This window comes from Anaerolineales bacterium, assembly GCA_022866145.1.
Classification (GTDB): Bacteria; Chloroflexota; Anaerolineae; order Anaerolineales; family E44-bin32; genus PFL42.
Map to the genome: position 1 here is coordinate 1 of JALHUE010000074.1, position 18,472 is coordinate 18,472.

Genomic DNA, 18,472 nt, shown 5'->3' on the forward strand with positions numbered 1-18,472 from the left:
AACGTACCGAGCAACTCCGCAAAGAACCTTCCCATGGGCATCCAACCTATCAGGGCGAGCGATAGGCTCAAGTCTTGAATTGGGACAACTGACCGTGAAGGCAGTCCGAGCCTGCCAGCGGTCAGCTCGAGGGATCGAGTGCCGCAGCTTGATCGGCGAGCCAGGATCGGATCCGCTGGTCGAGATCATCCCGGGCGCGACGGAAGGCGGCAAGCTAGACCTCCGCTGTCCCCTCGACTGTCGCCGGGTCGTCGACCGGGCAGTGGGTGTGGTGGCTGATGCCGGGAAACGTTCTGGGGCACTTCTCCTCGGCGTCGGCGCAGACGGTGATCAACCAGGTGAAGTTGATCCTGCCCATGTACTCGCTCACGCTTTTCGATCGCTGGTCGGCCAGGTCCAGGCCGATCTTTAGCATCACTTTCCGGGTGAGGCGATGGATCTCCTTGGGCTTCAGCCCGGCGCAGTACACCTGACGCACCTCCGCCAGGCGGCTGGATTCTTCCTTACGCAGGGTAAGGAGCAATCATGATCTGCGGCGTGTCTGGCCGCCCCGGGTGGGGGTGCCGGTGAGGGCGAGTCGCTCAGCGCCGGTGGCGTCGCGGCAGAAGCAACAGCCCGAGGAGCACGGCCGTGGCGGCCGGCCACACCCAGGCCAGGTCTCCCGGGCCGCCCGGCCCCGTCAGGGCATGGGTGCGACGAATGCGGACCAGGCGGTAGGGCCGGGTGGCTGCATCCAGATTCTCGTCGGTCATTTTGACCGGATCGAGCCCGGCGAGGCGGGCGGCGAACCCGCTGGCGATCAACACCTGCCGCAGCAGGGGCAGGCGTTCGGGAGTGTCAGAGATATCTTCGGTGGTACCGGCCCACCAACCGTGCGGCAGCCAGATTTCCACCTGCGGATTGGCCTGCAGGTTGCGGTACCAGTCGGCGCCCGGGCCGAACCCGGAAAGGCAGTAGACATCGCCCTCGACGATGGCGTAGTTGACCGGCGTGCGGCGGATGCGCCCGGTCTTGCGGCCAACATGCACCAGCAGCATGATCTGGCCGCTGATCTCTCGCCGGTTAGCGTACGGCCCCAGGCCGAGGCGCCAGTGCAGCAGCATGTAGCGGTTCAGCCAGCGGAAGGCATGGCGCAGTTGCTGGTCGCGAGGGGAGATCGTTGTCGACATGCAAGCCTCCAGGGGGGCCGGTCCATCGCCGCCCGTGCCGGGAAAACGTCAGGCACCCGGCGGGCGATGCCGGTCGATCTGCTCGAATGTTCCGCCGAAGACGACGTCCCGGACACCGTCGGATGCCAGGAACTCGTGCGGGAAACCGAGTTCGATCCGGCTGGTCTCATCCAGCCTAGCGGCCTGCTCCGGGGGCAGCGAATGCTCCAGACAGGCAAGATTGTCGCGCAGCTGGTCCAGCGTGCGTGCCCCGAGGATGGGCACAATCACGCCCGGCTGCTGGCGCAGCCAATTGATGGCAACCTGCGCCGGGCTGCAGCCGAGAGCCTGGGCGATCTCGGTCACGGCCGCCGCGATCTGCAGGGATCGAGCGTGCAGGATCCCCCACTGCGCCGCCCGCCCGGTCTGCGCCGCCAATCCGGCGTTGGCGTACTTCCCGCTCAGGATTCCCCTGCCGAGAATCGCCCAGGGGGTGACCGCCAGGTCGAGGGCACGCGCCATCGGCAGCAGGTCGCGTTCGGGCGTGCGCTCGATCAGGCTGTACGAGATCTGAAGCGCGGCGAACGGCGTCCAGCCGCGCAGGGCGGCCAGGGTGTTGGCCTGCGAGACCACCCAGGCTGGGGTGTCGGAGACTCCCACGTACAGCACCTTGCCGGTGCGCACCAGGTCATCCAGTGAGCGCATCACCTCTTCCACCGGGGTCAGGCCATCCCAGGCGTGCATCCACAGCAGGTCGATCCGATCGGTGTTCAAGCGGCGCAGGCTGGCCTCAACAGAGCGCACCAGGTTCTTGCGGTGGTTGCCGGAGAAGTTGGGGTCCCCCTTGCGATCGAACAAGGTGAACTTGGTGGCCAGGACGAAATGGTCTCGGTCGGAGGCAATAAACTCGCCGACGTAGCTCTCGCTCTGCCCATCGGTGTAGCGGTTGGCCGTGTCGATGAAGTTTCCCCCGGCGGAGGCGTAGCTATCGAAGATCCTTTGCGACTCGTCTTTGCCGGCGCCCCATCCCCAGGCCTCGCCAAAGGTCATCGTCCCTAGGCAAAGTTCTGATACCCGCAATCCGCTTCGTCCTAGCAGCTTGTACCGCATCGGAATGCCTCCTCGATCGGCCCGCGAGTGTACGGAAGGAAGGGGTTGGTGACAAGAGGGGCGCTGGCTGGTGAGCGGGTCAAGGGCCGGCTGCCAAGCGATGCGCCTGCGATCGCGGAAGAATCCGCCGCTGGGCCCGCTGGGCGGAAGGGTCGCCAGCCAGACGGTGGTGTCGGCGCCCTCGGTCGGGGTGGGCGGGGCCTCGGGACCACCCATTTCGCTCAAAGCCCCGTAGCCGGATGAGACGCTTACGATCCGACCATCCCCCTGCCGCCGCATCAAGGGTGCGAACGATCGGCAGAGCAGGAGGGGTCCGTAGAAGTTGGTTTCCATCGTCTGGCGGAAGTCCGCCAGGGAGAGATCGAGGACGCCAGCGTCCTCGCCCAGGTAGATCCCGGCGTTGTTGACCAGCACATCCAGCCTTCCGCAGGAGGACTGAACGAATTCGACCGTTGCTTCGATATCGTCGGGATGCGTGACGTCGAGTGTTCGGTGGACCAGGGTGAGGCCCTCGCCCGAGAGGTCATCCACGGCCGCCCGGCCTCTTGCTGGATCGCGGCTGGTCAGGATGCCGTTCAGGCCACGGGCTGCCAGCTGGCGACAGGTCCCCAGTCCGAGGCCGCGATTGCCGCTCGTGACCAGGGCCAAGCGGGAGGCCGGCTTCATCCGACCACCTTGAGACGAACGGCCGACCCATCCGAAACCACAGCCACCTGGGCCACCGGCTGCAAGCCGAGGGTCGGGGCATAGGCCAGGATGACCGCGCGATTGAGATCCGCGTCCAGCGGCGAGAAGAAGGGGGCGGCATCCCTGACGCAGGTATATCTTCTCGGCCAAGGTCTTCTGGGACATGGCCAGCATCCTCGATGGCGGCGCAGATCCGAAGCGGAGGAGGCCAGTCGGGGGGTCGCCCTCAGCGCTCGAGACCGGCGAGAAGGCGCCGGGTCCATGCCGGATCGGAGCGGCGCAGCCGATTCTTGGTCAGGTTCTGGCGCGCCACCCAGCGTAGGTCGGGATCGTCGCTCAAGACCCAGCGTTCGAAACGGGGACGGCCGTGTTCAAGGTCGGCGGCGACGGCAATGCTCCAGGCGTAGCCTAGCGTCTGACGCAGCACTCGAAAGGGCTCGGAGCGGCGGTCGCGTTCCTTGTGCAGGTGTCGTGTAATGCGGTCAAGCAAGGAGAGAACGGCGGCGGTGGTGCGGCGGTTGGTGAGCAGGCGGGGTTCGCTCACGGCGGCCAGCGCCGCTCGTTGTTCGAGCAGCGATCCTTGGCTCCAGGCGCGCATCTCGCCCAGCAGAGCGAGTATGTCGGCATCCCCCCACGACTGCAGGGCCATGGCGACAGCCTCGCGCACGCGCCAGCGCGGGTCGTTGGCGAGATGACGCAGCCTGGGCAGCAGGCTGAGATTGCCTTCGGCCAGCAACCGGCCATAGCCGAGCAGGCCGCACACGACCAGGAATACCTCGGGGGTGTTTTCCGGCGCCTGATCCGGCGTGAGCGCCAGGTAGCGGTCGAAGCGCCGGCGGTCGCCTTCGGCGGCGGCTGCAGCCGCGAGTTCCAGGTTGCCCCGGGGCCCGGGCAGTCCGCTGTGGGCGCGCAGGTGCGCATCCCAGTCTCGCCTCCGGCGCAGCGCGTGGCGGTAATCGTCGATCTTGCGCACGCGGCGCAGTGTACCAGAGCCGCGGCGGCCTAGATGGTAAGATGGCGACGCACGGGGGTTCGAGGCGGAGGCGGCGATGATGGACTTCACCCAAGCGTTCACCTTCCCCTTCCGGGACCAGCGCTGGCTCGTGAAGCTGGTTGTCGTTGGGCTGATTCTTTTGATTCCGATCATCGGGGCGGTGTTCGCTACCGGCTGGTTGATCCTGATCGCTCGGCGAGTGATCCGCGGGCAGCCAGAGCCGCTGGTGGGCTTCGAGCCGTTCGTCGAGGCGCTGGTCCTGGGCCTGAAGTACTTGGTGGTCAGCCTGGTGTATTTGCTGCCGGTATTCCTGGTCAGCCTGGCGCTCTCGCTGCTGGCGGGGACGATGCAGTCATCGTCTGAACCGAGTTTCCTCTTGTTGTGCCTGAGCACCTGCCTGGGGATGGTGTTCCTGGTCTACTTTGTGGTGCTGATGTACTTCCTGGTGGCGGCGGTCGGCGTGCTGGCTGACAGCGACCGCCTGGCCGACGCCTTCCATCTGCGCCGGTTGTGGCGCCATATCCGCAACGCGCCGGCGGCGCACGTACTGGCGCTGCTGGGCGCCTTTGTGGCCTCGTTGGTCGCCTCGCTGGGGCTGGTGTTCTGCCTGGTCGGCGGGGCCTTCACGACGGCGTATGCCGTGGCTGTCCAGGGGCACCTGTACGGCCAGGCCTACAAGGTCGGGCTGCAAGCGCCACTCCCACCATTGGTGGCGTAGCGTCTGCGTCGCTCTTTACCCCTTGGCACTCCCCTCGCTGGTGAGGCAATGCCAGGATCTCTCCCGAGGTTTGCGATTCGGATCTGCTCCCGCCGGGCAGCAGCGCGACGCGGGTGGTGGGGTCAGGGTGCGGCCGCACGCAGCGGCGGGCGGAATGGGCCTTGAGCGGCAGGAGTGCTTTGCCGGGCTGGCTTCCACGGCAGGTCCAGGTCGAGCAGCAGCAGGCGTAGCTCGGCTTTGCTGCGCAGGCCGAGCCGTTCCAGCACGTTGCCGATATGCGTCTTGACGGTCTCGGTGGAGATGACCAGGGCCTCGGCGATCTGGCGGTTGGTGCTGCCGCCGGCTGCCAGCCAGGCGACTTCCTGCTGGCGCGGCGTCAGCCTGGCCAGAGTGCGCTCGGCGCGCGAGCGCCGCGCTTCCTGCTCCAAGCCGCGCGCCAGCAGGCGCTGGGCCAGCGCCTCCGGGGATTGGCCCTGGGCGAATGCCAGCGTGCGCAGCTGTGAACACAGGTCGGCGGCGACTTCGATCGATACCGGGTCGACTGCCGCCTGCCTATCGAGGGCAGGGGCGGGCCGGACAGGCGCAGGGCGGCGGGTGAGCATGGCATCCCCATGATATAGCACATTTGTTCTAATGTCAAACGACTGGGGCAGGGTTACACTCGCCCGGCCGGGAGGTGGGGAGCGATGACCAGACTTGCACTCGTTGGAAGCCTGGCGTTAACCCTGGCGGCGTGTACGCCGCCCAGCGTCAGCCTGGTCCTGCCAAGTGAGACGCCCGTCGCAGCGGCCACGCCGGTGCTGCCAACGGCCACGCTGCAGCCGGGCAGCACTCCGACCGCCCCACCGCCTCCGACGCCGGATCTGCCGGAGGAGGCCATCCTGATCCTCGAGCCCGGCCTTGCCTCCCGCGCCACCAGCCCGGTGCGGGTCTCTGGGATCGCCGACCCGGCCTTCGAGCAAACGCTGGTGGTCCGGTTGGTGCTGGACGATGGCACCGAGCTCGCGCTGCAACCGGTCATGATCGAAGCCGGGCTTGGACAGCGAGGCCCGTTCAGCACCGAGGTCGCCTTTGTAATCTCGAGCGAGCGCAATGCGGTACTCCAGGTATTTCAGCGGAGCCCTGGCGATGGCGGGACGCTGCACCTGGCTTCGGTGCCGGTGCTGCTGACGCCGTTCGGGCCGGCGCAGATCACCGATCAAGCGAGGCGGCCGGAACAGATCGCCATCTTCGAACCCCAGGCAGGCGCCGTGATCTCGGGCGGGGTGGCACGGGTGGAAGGTATCGGAATCGCCGGGTTCGAACAAACGCTACTGGTGGAGGTCCTCGACGCCGAGGGCAACCGTCTGGGCGCACAGGCCGTGATCATGCAGGGGGTCGAGTACGGCGTGGCGGCTGTCTTCGAGGCCAACGTCCCCTACACCGTGACCACGGCCGGGCCTGGGCGTATCATTGTGCATGACATCAGCCCGGCCTTCGGAGGGGACGTACACCAGGCCAGCGTGGAGATCGAACTCCGGCCTTAGGCGCGCCGTGAGCCCCTCCAGCCTGCTCGCCGCCCAACAGCCACCCGAAAACCCAGCCGGAGACCCCGATGCACAGACAGCGCGCAACCAATACCGCTTGGCGGCGGTAGGATGGGATAGGGCGGAGGACCCGGCCCGCCCGAGGCATGGACAACATGCGTCACCCCGCCTCCAACCCGCAAGACGCAGCCCGGAGCACGCGCCTGCTGGCCGGCGCCGTCCTGATTCCGGCCGTGCCGCTGCTCTGCCTTTCGGTAGCCGCCCTGGCGCTCTTCTACGCTTCCCCCGGCCGGCTGGACCGGGTCCTGGCGCTGCTCCCCGGCGACCAGTTCCTGCGCCTGGCGCTGTTCTTCGCGCCGGCGACGCTGTTCGCCATTGTGGTCATGGCCCTGCTGTACGCCCTCGAGCCGCCTCGGCCGGCGCCCATCCCGGCGGCGCGGCCTGCGCCGGCTCGTCCCGCCCCCAAGCCGCGATTGCTGCCGGCGATGGTCGCCGGCACAATGACGGCCCTGCTGCTCTCGGTGGCGTTGTTGCTGCTCTCCTTCGTCGCGCCCGGAAGGTTCGGGCTGCTGATCGAGCCGCTTCCGGGCGACCGCTACCTCCGAACGATGATCCGGCTGGCGCCCTTCGTGTTCTCGGCGGCGCTGGTGGTGCTGGCCTCGCTGGCGGCGCGGCGCCCTGGCCAGGCGCCGGGGCGCGGCGAGCCAGGCACCCCCTGGAGCGCCGCCGTGTGGTCGGTCCGCCTGCTGTTGATCCCTACCATCCCGCTGCTGCTGTTCTCGTTGGGTGCGCTTGTCCTGTACTACGGCGCGCCCAGCCGGTTCGAGACGCTGATGGCCACACTGGGCAGCGAGGCCTTCATCCGCTTGGTGCTGTTCTTCGCGCCCTTCCTGCTGTTTGCTGTCATCGCTCTGGCATCGCTGTACCTTGGGCGCCCGTCCCGGCCGGGCGTCCTCGTGATCGACGGCCCGGCTGTGCCGGCGGACAGGCTCGAGGGCGCTCCGCCGCGTTCGATGTGGGCCGTCGCTCTGCTCTCGGCCGGGCTGACGGCCACGGCCATGCTGGGTGTGGCCGGGATCGGCGTTGTCGCCTACCTGCTGCTGCGGTAGCCAACCGGTGAGGCGGATGGGACGAACTCTATGCTCGCCCGGCTGATCGCTGACTTCCCCTTCGTGCTGGCGCTGCTCGCCTCGCTCGCCGCCGCGGCGAGTGCTGTGCTGCTCCGCCGCGCTGCGCCCGGTGTCGGACGCTGGGCGGCACAGGCCGGCAGCCTGCTGTGGCTGCTCAGCCTTGCGGTCAACGCATGGTCGCTGCTCTGGGCCTACAGCCTGCGCATCGGCCCCGGCTCGCCCGGCGTGGTCACCTCGTTCGGCACCTACGGGCTGATCGGGCCGGAGGCGGGTGAAACCAACGTCTCCCTGCCCCAGCTTCTGGCAGGGCTGGTGGCGCTGGCGGCTGGGGGTTGGCTTACGGTGTGGGTGCTGCGCGAACGCGCCCGCCTGGGGCTGCTGACGGCGCCGCTGCCGGCGCTAGTGGAGCATTTGCCCTACCGGCGGCTGCGCCGCCCGGGGCTGGTCGGTCTGATCCTGCTCGCCTTGGGGCTGACCATTCTTGCCGAGAGCCTTCCGCTGTGGGTCTGGTTCGTGCTTTGGCTGCCGACGGCGTTGATCCTGGCGGAGATGGCCGATTGGGAGCTGCGCCGGCGATATCCTGGACTGGCCGAGTACTTCCGTCAGACGCCGCGCTACGTACCGCGTCGCGTTCGCACGGCTCGGCCATAGCAGCTTGGGCAAGGTCCCCCTTCCACTTCACCCCGCCCAGGCTGCAGGTCCCCCGTCGGGGCCGGCGCCCTGCAGGACCCAGCCAGCGAGGCGAGCGGCCGGCCGGTTGTTGTGGCCCGATCGGGGTATCCTGCCAGGAGGGCGAGACGGCCCCTCCAGGCCCCTCGCGACACCTGCGCCGCAGGTGCAGGTGAGCAGCCCTCCGATCCCCTCCGCTACGCTACGGGGTGCTCACCGACCGCTGCGGCCCGCGCTTCAACCTCGGACGGACTGGGCGGCATCGCCGGTATCGGGATGAAGCCGTACAAGCTGGCGACGTGACGCAGGAACCAGCGGCTGGCTGGCGTGAACGTCGATACACGAAGCCGGTCGGGGAAGGTCAGCGCGCTGGTGGTGATCCAGCAGATCTCGCGCGGCAGCGCGGCGGAAAGCGCCATCGAGAACCACCAGGCGCGAAAGCCGGGGCGGGTGAAGTGGGTGACGCCGACCAGCCACGAGCCGCGCGTGACATCCGGGATCGGGCCATCGACGCGCAGCGGTGGCGAAAGGCGGCTCACCACTCAGTGGGAATCGCGGCGGAACGAGCGCGGGCGGCGCTGAAGGGCAAGCCAGGCCATGGCCGGGGCTGTGGTGGGATACGTGGCAAAGGCGGACGCGCGGGGCACAGAGGAAGTATGGCGCTGCCGATGGGGGCAGGCTTCAACCGGCGACACGGCGGCGCATCCGGGAATCCGGATGCGCCGCGCGGTTTGATGATCAGGGAGACTGGATCACGAGCACGGTTTCCAGTTTGCGCACCCTACCCAGGCGGGCATGCACACGTCGTCCAGCGTGAAAGTGCTCATGGCCCCTCCGCCCGTGCGAGGCTCGGGGTCGAACTGATCAGTGAACTCAAGCTTGGGGAAGGAGGTGAACGTATCCTCCCCTGACACCGGCATCTCGATCCCCCCGACATTCAGCATCACCACACGGGACAGCAGCAGGGCCTCCGTGATGTCCATCGTGAGCTTGCAGCCGTCAGCCCCTACGACGAGCCAGCCTTCCGCCTCATACTCCGCGGGCCACTCGGCGGTGATGTCGTAACCGATCGTTCCCCCCCGAAGGCCGGTGCCTTGCGCCCCTGAATCGAGCGATGCGGTCCCCGCGCCGGTTCCGAACACCTGGATCGAGCCAGGCTGTTCGTCCTCATTGGTGCCGAAGAGCAACGGGACGGCGCCGGTGATGGTCATCGACCCGATCACGAAGCTGGCCGTGCGGACGATGGTCAGCGTCGCCTTGGCGTCCAGGGGCCCAGTATCAATGGGCTTTGAGGTGGGAAGCGGGGGATCCGCCGTCACGAGCGGCCGGTTGCAGGCGGAGAGGAGAAGGGACAGGGCGAACAAGCAGAGCAGGGGCGGTCTGGTTGCCATAGATAGACCTCCGAGATGCAGGGACGACCTGCGCCGGACGCTGTGAGTATAGGAGCCCTGACGCGCTGGGGCAAACGACCGGAGTTGCCTCGATGATCACCCGTTGCGCGTCAGCCGAGCCGGACGAACACCGCGGCCTGGAAGGGACCGAGCTCAATCTCTTCGGCCGTGAGGCGCGCGGCGCGCTCGGGTTGCGCGGCGAGCCTGAGCGACCAGACGGCCGGTTGTTGTGGCCCGATCGGGGTATCCTGCCAGGAGGGCGAGACGGCCCCTCCAGGCCCCTCGCGACACCTGCGCCGCAGGTGCAGGTGAGCAGCCCTCCGATCCCCTCCGCTACCGGGTGCTCACCGACCGCTGCGCTACGGGCGGTTACGCGCGCAGTGGAAGCTCCAGGCCGTGAGGGAGCCTCGCTTATCCCACTGCCTGGGGATGTCATCCTGTACCCCGGCGGGATTCAAGGGCCCGTGGATCCAGCTCACCACAGAGAGATGGGTTGGGGTGGAGCGCCACAATCGGATTGTGTCTACCCTGCCAGCGCAGGCTCAAGCCAGCAGATAGGCTGCGGCGACCAGAATGACGAAGAGCAGGCTGGCGCCGAGCTGCCGCAGCCCGATGGTGGTTGGGCGTGCGCCGACACCCGGTCGGAGAATGCCATCGACGGCGTCCGCCAGCATAATAGCGAATGCCACCGGCACCAAGCCCGGCACGACGCGCCACGCCACCAGCAGCACAGCCGCCAGCACGTTGAACAGGTGATAGGCCAGCGCTCGCCGGCCGGCACGCCAGCATTCGGCCGGCGGAGGCACGGCAGGCCAGCGGCGCTGGTCAAGGCGCAGATAGACCAGGACAATCGAGGCGGCCGATTGCAGCCAGCAAAGCAGCCACAACAGCCACGGCGTGCGACCGTCGACGCCACCGGAGACCCAGTAGGCCGCGGGCGCAGTCAGCGCCAGAACGCCGGCGCCTACCAGCTCGATCCCCATCTGGCCGCGTTCCTCGCGGCGGCTGACCAGCCACAGATGCCAGACGAAGACGATGGTCGCCGGTATGGCCAGCAGGAGGAGAAGCCCGCCGAATCCCAGGCGGACCAGCCCGGCGAGTCCCAGGGCGACAACCGAGCCGTAGACCGCCGTCCAGAACCAGGCGGGGGCCCGATCGCTTTCCGGCCGTCGCCGGCTGGCGACCTTCACCAGCAGGGTGATCGGTTGGCGGGAGAGGAAGGCGGCGAAGGCCGTGACGAACAGGAGCAGCAGCCCCTGCTGGAGAGCGCCGGCGGCGGCTGTGCCGATCAAGAACGGACCGATCCACCAGATCCACGATCCATGCTCACTCGGCAGGGCGTAGTGCTTGCGGAACACCTGTCCGCGATCCGGACCTCCGGTCATTGACTGGAGATCAAGGTGCCGTCACCAGGCGGTAGACGCCACCGCGCTGGTCGATGAGATACACCCGCCCGGCGGCGTCCTGGCCGAAGGCGGTGATATTGAAGTCCGTGTCGAAGAGCAAACGGCTTTCCCAGCCCGAAGCCTGGGTCGCCAACAGGCCCCACACGCGGCCACTGCAGTAGTCCCCGTACAGGTAGACCCCTTGCCACGCTGGCAGCTCAGGATCGCGCACCACAACGCCGCCAGTCACCGAGCAGCCCTGGTCGTGGCCATACTCGGCCACAGGATCGACCAGGCCTGGGGCGGCATCGCCGGAGAACGGATGCATCCCCTCGCGCAGGTTCCAGCCGTAGTTCTCGCCCCCCGGTGAGCCGCCGGAGTGCCAGTTGACCTCCTCCCAGTCGCCCTGACCGACATCGGCGATGTACAGATCGGCCGTGAGAGGGTCGAAGGCGAAGCGCCAAGGATTGCGCAGACCGGAGGCCCAGATCTCCTGGGGCACCTCCGCGCTGCCGGCGAACGGGTTGTCGGGGGGGATGGCATACCCTTCGCCGCCATCAACGTCCAGGCGCAGGATCTTGCCCAGCAGTGTGTTGAGCGATTGGCCGTTTCCGAGCGGATCTCCGCCCGAGCCGCCGTCGCCGGTGCCGATGTACAGGTATCCGTCCGAGCCGAACGCCAGCCCACCGCCGTTGTGGTTAGCATACGGCTGGTCGATCACCAGCAGCCGACGCTCGCTGGACGAATCGGCGCCACCGGTCTCGGGGGACTGGCCGAAGCGCGCAACGACCGTGTCGCCGGAGCGATCGGTATAGTTGACAAAGAACCAGCCGTTCTCGGCGAAGCGCGGGTGAAAGGCCAGGCCGAGCAGGCCTTGCTCATTTCCTTCTGACCCCACCTGGTTGCGGAGCTCGAGAAACGGCCCCTCAAGTCGCTCGCCATTCTCATACGCCCAGATGCGCCCGGCCTGTTCCACGACAAACAACCGGTCGTCCCCGCCGTGCTGCAGGTCCAGCGGGCGCTCGAGTCCCTCCACCACCTGGGTCCAGACATATCTCTCGGGGTCGGGCAGGGCCGGGACCCGAGGGGCCGGTTCGACTGTGGGCGTGGGGATCGGCGCCGGGGGTGTGCTCGGAGCTGCAGTCGGCGATGCCTCCGGAGGTGCGGCCGCCGGTGAGGCGCCGGTGGCGGTCATGACCGCGGATACGGTTTGTACGGCCGCGGTCTGCACCGCCTGAGACCGGCCTCCGCCGCAGGCGGCCAGAGCCAGGACGATGGTGATCAATCCAATCCAGCGGGCACCAGTCATTCGGGAGGGTCTCCAGGGTGCGTGGTTACAATTGTAATCGTCGGATTTCGATGACCGGGCTGCCTCCGAGCCCAAGGATCCCTCGCGTGTTTCGAGACCAGCTACCTTTCGACAGCCATCAGGATCAGGCGGCGTTCGCGCTGCAAGCGCTGCGCGCTGGCGCCCAGTTGGCTCAACGCGTCCAGCAGGAGTGCGCGGTCCCTGCCACCTCGAAAACCGACCGCTCCCCGGTGACCGTCGCCGACTACGCCGTGCAGGCGGTGGTGGGGGGTATGTTGGAAGCGAGGTTCCCGGGTGACCGGTTGGTGGCCGAGGAAGACAGCCAGGCACTTCGCGCGGCGCCGTCGGTGATGTCGTCCCAGGTGAGGGAATACGTCCGCCAATGGATGCCAGGGGCGATGGCCGACGAGATCTGGCGCTGGATCGATCTCGGCCGCGGGTCAGCCGAGCATGCCTACTGGGTGCTCGATCCGGTGGATGGGACCAAGGGCTTCCTGCGCAACGACCACTATGTGGTGGCGCTGGCCAGGATCGTCGGGAGTCAAGTTGTCCTGGGCGGACTGGGCTGCCCGCGGCTGACGAATCCCGGAGCGCCGGCCGACGGGCTCGGAAGCGTGGTGCTGGCAGTTCGGGGCGAGGGATCATGGATCACCGGCCTGGACGCAGGCGGCTGGCAACGGCTGCAGGTCTCGGCCGAGAAGCGACCCGAGAAGGCCAGGCTGCTGCGGTCTTTCGAGGCGGGCCACACCGATGAGTCGATGCTGGACGAACTGGCCCGCCGCCTGGGGTGCGAGACACCTCCTGTGCGCATGGACAGCCAGGCCAAGTACGCCCGTCTGGCCCAGGGGGAAGGCGAGCTGCTTTTCCGGCTGCTTTCGCCCGCCCGCCCCGACTACCGGGAGAAGGTCTGGGATCAGGCGGCAGGCTCGATCGTGGTCGAGGAGGCGGGCGGACAGGTGAGCGACCTGCGCGGCGAGCCGCTGGACTTCGGCCGCGGGCGCGAGCTGACCGCCAACATCGGTGTGCTGGCCTCGAACGGGTGGCTGCATGCGGCCGCCCTGCGGGCGCTGGAAGAGTTGGGCGCCAACCGCCGGCCGTGACTTCCTCGTAGGACTCCTGGGCGGACCACCTGGCCGCCTGCCTGGCGCTGGCGGCTTCGCTGCTCGACGCTTCCCGGGTCTACGAGAACCCTCCGCATGTCGAGGACGAATTCGCCCACCTGTGGCCGGCCGAGGTGATGGCCCAGGCTGAGCTGACCCTGGCCTCGCCTGCTCAGCCTCACTACTTTGTCGTCCCGTTCGGGGTGGACTTCAAGGGCTAGCACTTTGGCAAGGTTCCGCTTGAGGCAGGCCTATCCAGGCTGGGAGACCGTCCACTACTACCCCGACCAACCGGGAGTCCTGGTTCCCTCCCGGCGTTGAGGATTGAGCTGTTTCCTGGCCTGACTCGGGCTGGCGTGCACTCCAGGAAAGTCAACTCGCTCGGCGAGCGTGGGCCCCCGGCGGCTTCGCCCTCAGCCCCTATCCGAAACGTCCGAGGATGTAGCCCTCCGTTCGGGGATCCGAGGGCTTGACGAAGAGTTCACGGCCAGGTGCGAACTCGATCAACTCACCCGCCAGGAAGAAGGCTCCAAAGTCGGCCATGCGGGCAGCCTGCTGGACGGAATGGGGCACAAGGACAATGGTGTAATGGTTCTTGAGGTCCTGGAGGGAGGATTCGACTTTCTCCGTCGAAATGGGGTCAAGCCCGGAGGTAGGCTCGTCGAGAAGGATGACCTCCGGCTTGAGGGGGAGGACCCGCGCCAGGCAAAGGCGCTGCTGTTGGCCTCCAGAGAGCGAGGCGGCGGGCGCATCCAGACGATCCTTGACCTCATCCCACAACGCTGCGGCGCGCAGGCTGTGTTCCACGACTTCGTCTTGCCGTCGACGAAGTCCCGCCAACTCAAGACCATAGGTCATGTTCTGGCGAATGCTCATGGGAAGGGCAACCGGCCGAGCGAAGACCATCCCCACGCGCCGGCGCAGGGCGATGACATCCACCGCGGGGTCGAGCACGTCCATGCCATCGAGCCAGACATGCCCGCTTTGATGTACAACATCCGTCAGGTCGTTGAGGCGGTTGATGGAGCGAAGCAGGCTGGACTTGCCGCCTCCGGCTGGGCCGAAGAGGACGTTGATGGTGTTAGCCGGCAGAGCAAGGTTGATGTCCCGCAGGGATTCCTTTCCGTCTGAATAGGTGAGGCTCAGGTGCTCGATCACGATCTTGATCGCAAGATCGGCTCCAGTCGTGGCGGGAGATCCGGACTTGTCTACCATTGTCGCTTGGCGCGGGAGCGGGAGCGGATCACCGTGGCGATGAGGTTCATCGCGAGGACAAACATAAGCAGGACTGCGGCGGTGCCATACTGAATACCGATGGGCATGCCTGGTACCTGGGTTGAGATGACAAACAGGTGGTATGGCAGGGCCATAGTTGGATCGAGCGGGGAAGTGGGCAGCGTCGGGAGGTAGAAGGCGGCGGCCGTGAAGAGAATCGGGGCTGTCTCGCCTACGGCACGCTCCAGCCCAAGGACAACACCCGTCATGATCCCGGACAATGCCTGAGGCAGGACGATGCGGCGCACCGTCTGCCAGTGAGTTCCCCCGAGCGAGATGCTCACGACTCGGAAACTGCTTGGCACGGCGCGCAGCGCCTCTTCCGTGGTGGAGATCACCACAGGAAGGGTCATGATGGCGAGGGTCAAGGATCCGGCCAGAATGCTGGTCCCGAAGCGCAGGAAGAGCACGAAGAGACCGAGACCGAAGAGTCCGTAGACAACGGATGGGACGCCGGCCAGATTGATGATGGCGACGCGGATGGTGCGTGTCCAGCGACTATCGGGGGCATACTCCGCCAGATAGATGGCGGCGGCGATTCCGACCGGCACCGCCGCCACGGCTGTGCCGATGGTCAGCCAGAACGTGCCAACGATCGCAGGCAGGATCCCGCCGGCCCGCATGCCGTCCGTCGGGAAGGTCAAGAGGAACTCGCCGCTGATCGCCGTCAGGCCTCGGAGGAGGACCAGGCCCACAATGAAGATGATCGGAACGACGGTGAGCAGCGTGGCGGCCGCCAGCAGGCCAAATCCCACCTGCTGAGTGCGGTGTCGCCGCCTCGAGCGGAGCGTTGCAGCATGGGTAGCCGTCACGACAAGACCCTCTCGGCGCGAGTGCGGATGCGGAAGACCACGCTGGCAGCGGCGAGATTGACGAGCCAGGAGATTAGGAACAGCACGATACCGATCAGGAACAGCGTGTGATAGTGCACACTGCCGTTGGCGACCTCGCCCATCTCGGCAGCGATCGTTGCCGTCATGGTTCGAACGGGGCGGAAGAGGGATCCCAGAGTTGTGGGAAGGACGGCGGCGTTGCCTGTGACCATCATCACGGCCATCGTCTCGCCCAGCCCTCTGCCGATCCCGAGCATTACGGCGACCAGCACGCCGGAGCGCGCCGCTGGAAGGGTGACCCGCCAGATGATCTGCCAGCGAGTGGCTCCCAGCGCCAGTGCAGCTTCGCGGTAGGTGCGAGGCACGGCATCCAGGGAGTCCTCAGCGACGCTGACAATGGTCGGGATCGCAATCCATCCCAACAAGAGCGCCCCCGTGAACGCCGTCAACCCGGTCGACAGCCCCAGGAAGGCGTACAGTTGCGGGGCAAGTAGCGTGATCCCCAAGAAACCGAGCAGCACTGAAGGCAGGCCGGCCAGGATCTCCACCAACGGCTTGAGCGTTTCGCGCAGTCCACGCGGCGCCACCTCGGCGATGAAGACCGCCGTGGCGATCCCCAGGGGAACGGCGATCAGCGCCGCGCCCAGTGTCACCAGCAAGGTTCCGAGCAGAATCGGGATGAGGCCGTAGAATCCCTCGATTGGGTACCAGCGCGACCCCAACAGGTCGCGGAGGGGGACTTCGCGCAGCGCAGGAGCCCCTTCGGCAAGGAGAAAGGCGAAGATCGCAAAGACGAAGACAACGGCGGAGTACCCAGCGACCCGAATCGTCTGCGTGATCGCGAATTCGAGATAGGCCGATCGGCTCCAGCGCCGGGTGCGCATTCAGCCTCCGACGGGGACGAAGCCCAGATCGGCTACGATGGCCTGGCCCTCGGGTGAGAGGATCCATTGCAGATAGGCGAGGATCTCCCCTTCCGCTTGGCCGGCCGAGTACATGTAGAGGTCGCGCGAGATCGGATAGGTGTCGTTGTTGACCGTCTCCGCCGACGGACGGGTGTATGGACCTTGAGAAGATCGTGCGATGGCAAGCACGCGAACGGCATCGGTGACGTACCCCAGGCCGTCGTAGCCAATGGCGTTCTCGTTGTAGCCAAGCTCGGTAGTAATGCCTTCCGATGAAGGCAAAAGCAGTGTATCGGCCGCAAAGAGCGTGCGGTCGTCCGGATTTCCCAGACGTAGCACCTGCTCTAGAAAGTAGACATGGGTGCCGGAATTGGTTTCGCGCGAGAGACGTACGATCGGCTTGTCCAGTCCACCAACCTCCGACCACCGGTTGATCTTGCCGGAGTAGATGTCGGAGATCTGCTGCAGGGTGAGCTGTTGCACCGGGTTGTCGCGATGAACGATCACGGCGATGGCGTCGCGGGCTACGACGTGCTCGATCGAATCCACGCCTCTTGACTCAGCCTCGGCTCGCTCTTCCGGCTTGATCGCCCGCGAGGCGTTGGCCAGATCGACGGTCCGGTTGACCAAGGCGGCGATCCCTGTGCCTGACCCGCCTCCCGTCACGGACAGGTTGACGCTTGGACGCGCGGCGTGGTAAGCCTCGGCCCATGCCAGCGCCAGGTTGACCATGGTGTCAGAGCCCTTGTTGACGATGGTGACGGCAGGAACCGGGTTGGTGGGCGATGGGGAAGGTGCGCAGGCGCAGAATCCAAGAAGCAGGCCCAGGGCCAGGAGGCTGGTCTGTCGCTTGGCACTGTGGGTAGGCATCGGCCGGATTATACGTCAGGGTGGCCGGCCGCCCTCGATGGTCCCCGTGCAGCGCACGGGCGCGCTGTCCAGGTCGAAGTGATCTGGGGCTGGTGTCAAGTAGAATCCCCGCCATGGACGCCAACCGGCGGCTGAAGATCGAAGTCGAGGACCTCGACTTCTACTATGGGTCGAAGCAGGCGCTGCGATCCCTTTCGATCGGGATCGAGGATCGCCGGATCACCGCCTTGATCGGACCTTCCGGTTGCGGCAAGTCCACCTTCCTCCGCTGCCTGAATCGAATGAACGACTCGATTCCTGAGAGTCGCATGGCGGGTCGCATCCTTCTCGACGGCGAGGACATCAGCTTCCCGCAGCGAGATCTGGCGGACTTGCGCCGTCGTGTTGGGATGGTTTTCCAGAAGCCCAATCCTTTCCCACAGAGTATCTACGACAACGTGGCCTTCGGGCCAAGGGTGCTGGGCCTGGCCCATGGACGTGGCGAGCTCCGAGCTCTGGTCGAGCAGTCCCTGGCGCGGGCCGCGCTCTGGGAGGAGGTCAGGGACAACCTCGACTCCAATGCGCTCACGCTCTCGCTGGGGGAACAGCAGCGGCTGTGTATTGCGCGAGTCCTGGCCGTGGAGCCAGAGGTGATCCTGATGGACGAGCCCTGTTCAGCGCTCGATCCCATCGCCACGCTGAAGATCGAGGAGTTGATGCGCGAGATGAGCGAGAGATATGCCATCGTCATCGTCACGCACAACATGCAGCAGGCAGCTCGTGTTTCGGATTTCACCGCCATGATGATGCTGGACGAGACCCGCGCCGGCACCATTATCGAGTTCGGTCAGGCAGGAATACTCTTCACTCGGCCCAAAGACAAGCGCACGGAGGACTACGTCACCGGCCGTTTCGGCTAGTGCGGCCGTTGCGTGGTCCCGTCAGGCTGGCGACGCCTGCCCGGGGGTCCACGCCAGAGGGGGAAAGATGACCAGCAAGACCCGCCCGAGACGAGCGCTTGACTTCGACCTGTAAGCCCTGAGGGAGAGTCTGCTTCGCATGGGCGGCTTGCTTGATCAGGCCATCGAGCAGTCGATGGACTCGCTAATCCACCGCGATCTGGACCTCGCCCGTCAGGTCGCGGCGGCCGACGCCCGAATCAACGACCTGCGCTACCGCATCGAGGAGTTCTGCCTGGCGACGATCGCCACCTAGCAGCTGGCGACCTGCGAGCCATCGTCGCCGGCACAAGCATCGTGGTCGACCTGGAGCGCATGGCGGATCACGCAGCCGGGATCGCCAGGACAGTGATCCGGATGGGCGATGAGCCGCCGGTCAAGGAGCCGATCGATCTGCCTAGAATGGCAGTGGTGTGCCGCGACATGACCCGGCAGGCGCTGCGCGCCCACATGACCGCCGACCCCGACCTGGCGCGCCAGGTCG

20 protein-coding genes are annotated in these 18,472 nt (G+C 66.8%); 7 read left to right on the top strand and 13 right to left on the bottom strand.

What is annotated here, in order from left to right:
- Positions 1-214: 214 nt before the first annotated feature.
- From MUO23_02405 to MUO23_02420, 4 genes are all read right to left on the bottom strand, one after another.
- Entirely contained in the window at positions 215-523 is a 309-nt protein-coding gene (locus MUO23_02405) for a hypothetical protein (protein MCJ7511804.1), read from the bottom strand.
- A gap of 58 nt (positions 524-581) precedes the next feature.
- The gene (locus MUO23_02410; protein ID MCJ7511805.1) at positions 582-1,169 is read right to left on the bottom strand and encodes a nitroreductase family deazaflavin-dependent oxidoreductase; all 588 of its coding nucleotides are present in this window, start codon (positions 1,167-1,169) and stop codon (positions 582-584) included.
- A 48-nt stretch (positions 1,170-1,217) separates the two neighbouring features.
- On the bottom strand, positions 1,218-2,924 hold the full coding sequence (locus MUO23_02415; GenBank protein ID MCJ7511806.1) for an SDR family NAD(P)-dependent oxidoreductase: 1,707 nt from the start codon (positions 2,922-2,924) through the stop codon (positions 1,218-1,220).
- A 247-nt stretch (positions 2,925-3,171) separates the two neighbouring features.
- Positions 3,172-4,008, bottom strand: coding sequence for a HEAT repeat domain-containing protein (locus MUO23_02420; protein MCJ7511807.1), 837 nt, complete (start codon positions 4,006-4,008; stop codon positions 3,172-3,174).
- Between MUO23_02420 and MUO23_02425 the strand changes: the two genes are divergently transcribed.
- Entirely contained in the window at positions 3,995-4,657 is a 663-nt protein-coding gene (locus MUO23_02425; protein MCJ7511808.1) for a DUF4013 domain-containing protein, read from the top strand. The genes MUO23_02420 and MUO23_02425 overlap by 14 nt on opposite strands.
- A 122-nt stretch (positions 4,658-4,779) precedes the next feature.
- Here MUO23_02425 and MUO23_02430 read toward each other — a convergent pair whose 3' ends face one another.
- A complete protein-coding gene (locus tag MUO23_02430; protein ID MCJ7511809.1) occupies positions 4,780-5,259 on the bottom strand; it encodes a helix-turn-helix transcriptional regulator in 480 nt (159 codons plus the stop codon).
- An 84-nt stretch (positions 5,260-5,343) separates the two neighbouring features.
- Between MUO23_02430 and MUO23_02435 the strand changes: the two genes are divergently transcribed.
- The 3 genes from MUO23_02435 (at position 5,344) to MUO23_02445 (ending at position 7,964) form a co-directional block, all read left to right on the top strand.
- Complete coding sequence (locus tag MUO23_02435) at positions 5,344-6,183, top strand: Gmad2 immunoglobulin-like domain-containing protein (GenBank protein ID MCJ7511810.1); 840 nt, start codon at positions 5,344-5,346, stop codon at positions 6,181-6,183.
- Between the two features lie 155 nt (positions 6,184-6,338).
- A complete protein-coding gene (locus MUO23_02440; GenBank protein ID MCJ7511811.1) occupies positions 6,339-7,292 on the top strand; it encodes a hypothetical protein in 954 nt (317 codons plus the stop codon).
- Positions 7,293-7,322: 30 nt separating this feature from the next.
- A complete protein-coding gene (locus MUO23_02445) occupies positions 7,323-7,964 on the top strand; it encodes a hypothetical protein (protein MCJ7511812.1) in 642 nt (213 codons plus the stop codon).
- A gap of 215 nt (positions 7,965-8,179) precedes the next feature.
- Here the strand turns inward: MUO23_02445 and MUO23_02450 are convergent, their stop codons facing one another.
- From MUO23_02450 to MUO23_02465, 4 genes are all read right to left on the bottom strand, one after another.
- Complete coding sequence (locus MUO23_02450; protein MCJ7511813.1) at positions 8,180-8,521, bottom strand: hypothetical protein; 342 nt, start codon at positions 8,519-8,521, stop codon at positions 8,180-8,182.
- A 213-nt stretch (positions 8,522-8,734) separates the two neighbouring features.
- Positions 8,735-9,373 carry a hypothetical protein gene (locus tag MUO23_02455; GenBank protein MCJ7511814.1) on the bottom strand — a complete coding sequence of 213 codons (639 nt, stop codon included), beginning with the start codon at positions 9,371-9,373 and terminating at the stop codon, positions 8,735-8,737.
- 542 nt (positions 9,374-9,915) lie between these two features.
- Positions 9,916-10,758: a YwiC-like family protein gene (locus tag MUO23_02460; GenBank protein MCJ7511815.1), complete on the bottom strand. Its 843-nt coding sequence runs from the start codon at positions 10,756-10,758 to the stop codon at positions 9,916-9,918.
- Between the two features lie 10 nt (positions 10,759-10,768).
- Entirely contained in the window at positions 10,769-12,067 is a 1,299-nt protein-coding gene (locus MUO23_02465) for a PQQ-dependent sugar dehydrogenase (protein ID MCJ7511816.1), read from the bottom strand.
- 86 nt (positions 12,068-12,153) lie between these two features.
- Between MUO23_02465 and MUO23_02470 the strand changes: the two genes are divergently transcribed.
- Positions 12,154-13,167: a hypothetical protein gene (locus MUO23_02470; protein MCJ7511817.1), complete on the top strand. Its 1,014-nt coding sequence runs from the start codon at positions 12,154-12,156 to the stop codon at positions 13,165-13,167.
- Between the two features lie 420 nt (positions 13,168-13,587).
- On the opposite strand, the gene MUO23_02475 is transcribed toward MUO23_02470, so the two are convergent.
- Genes MUO23_02475 through MUO23_02490 form a run of 4 tightly spaced genes read right to left on the bottom strand, consistent with a single transcriptional unit; the run spans position 13,588 to position 17,050 of the window.
- On the bottom strand, positions 13,588-14,382 hold the full coding sequence (locus MUO23_02475; GenBank protein MCJ7511818.1) for a phosphate ABC transporter ATP-binding protein: 795 nt from the start codon (positions 14,380-14,382) through the stop codon (positions 13,588-13,590).
- On the bottom strand, positions 14,376-15,254 hold the full coding sequence (gene pstA / locus MUO23_02480) for a phosphate ABC transporter permease PstA (GenBank protein MCJ7511819.1): 879 nt from the start codon (positions 15,252-15,254) through the stop codon (positions 14,376-14,378). Before pstA ends, MUO23_02475 begins: the two co-directional genes overlap by 7 nt.
- Positions 15,251-16,159, bottom strand: a complete 909-nt coding sequence (gene pstC, locus MUO23_02485; protein ID MCJ7511820.1) for a phosphate ABC transporter permease subunit PstC — start codon at positions 16,157-16,159, stop codon at positions 15,251-15,253. The genes pstA and pstC overlap by 4 nt, the downstream gene beginning before the upstream one ends.
- Positions 16,160-17,050 carry a phosphate ABC transporter substrate-binding protein gene (locus MUO23_02490; protein MCJ7511821.1) on the bottom strand — a complete coding sequence of 297 codons (891 nt, stop codon included), beginning with the start codon at positions 17,048-17,050 and terminating at the stop codon, positions 16,160-16,162.
- 113 nt (positions 17,051-17,163) lie between these two features.
- Between MUO23_02490 and pstB the strand changes: the two genes are divergently transcribed.
- Positions 17,164-17,949: a phosphate ABC transporter ATP-binding protein PstB gene (gene pstB / locus MUO23_02495; GenBank protein MCJ7511822.1), complete on the top strand. Its 786-nt coding sequence runs from the start codon at positions 17,164-17,166 to the stop codon at positions 17,947-17,949.
- A 139-nt stretch (positions 17,950-18,088) separates the two neighbouring features.
- On the top strand, positions 18,089-18,244 hold the full coding sequence (locus tag MUO23_02500) for a hypothetical protein (GenBank protein ID MCJ7511823.1): 156 nt from the start codon (positions 18,089-18,091) through the stop codon (positions 18,242-18,244).
- Positions 18,245-18,472: the final 228 nt, after the last annotated feature.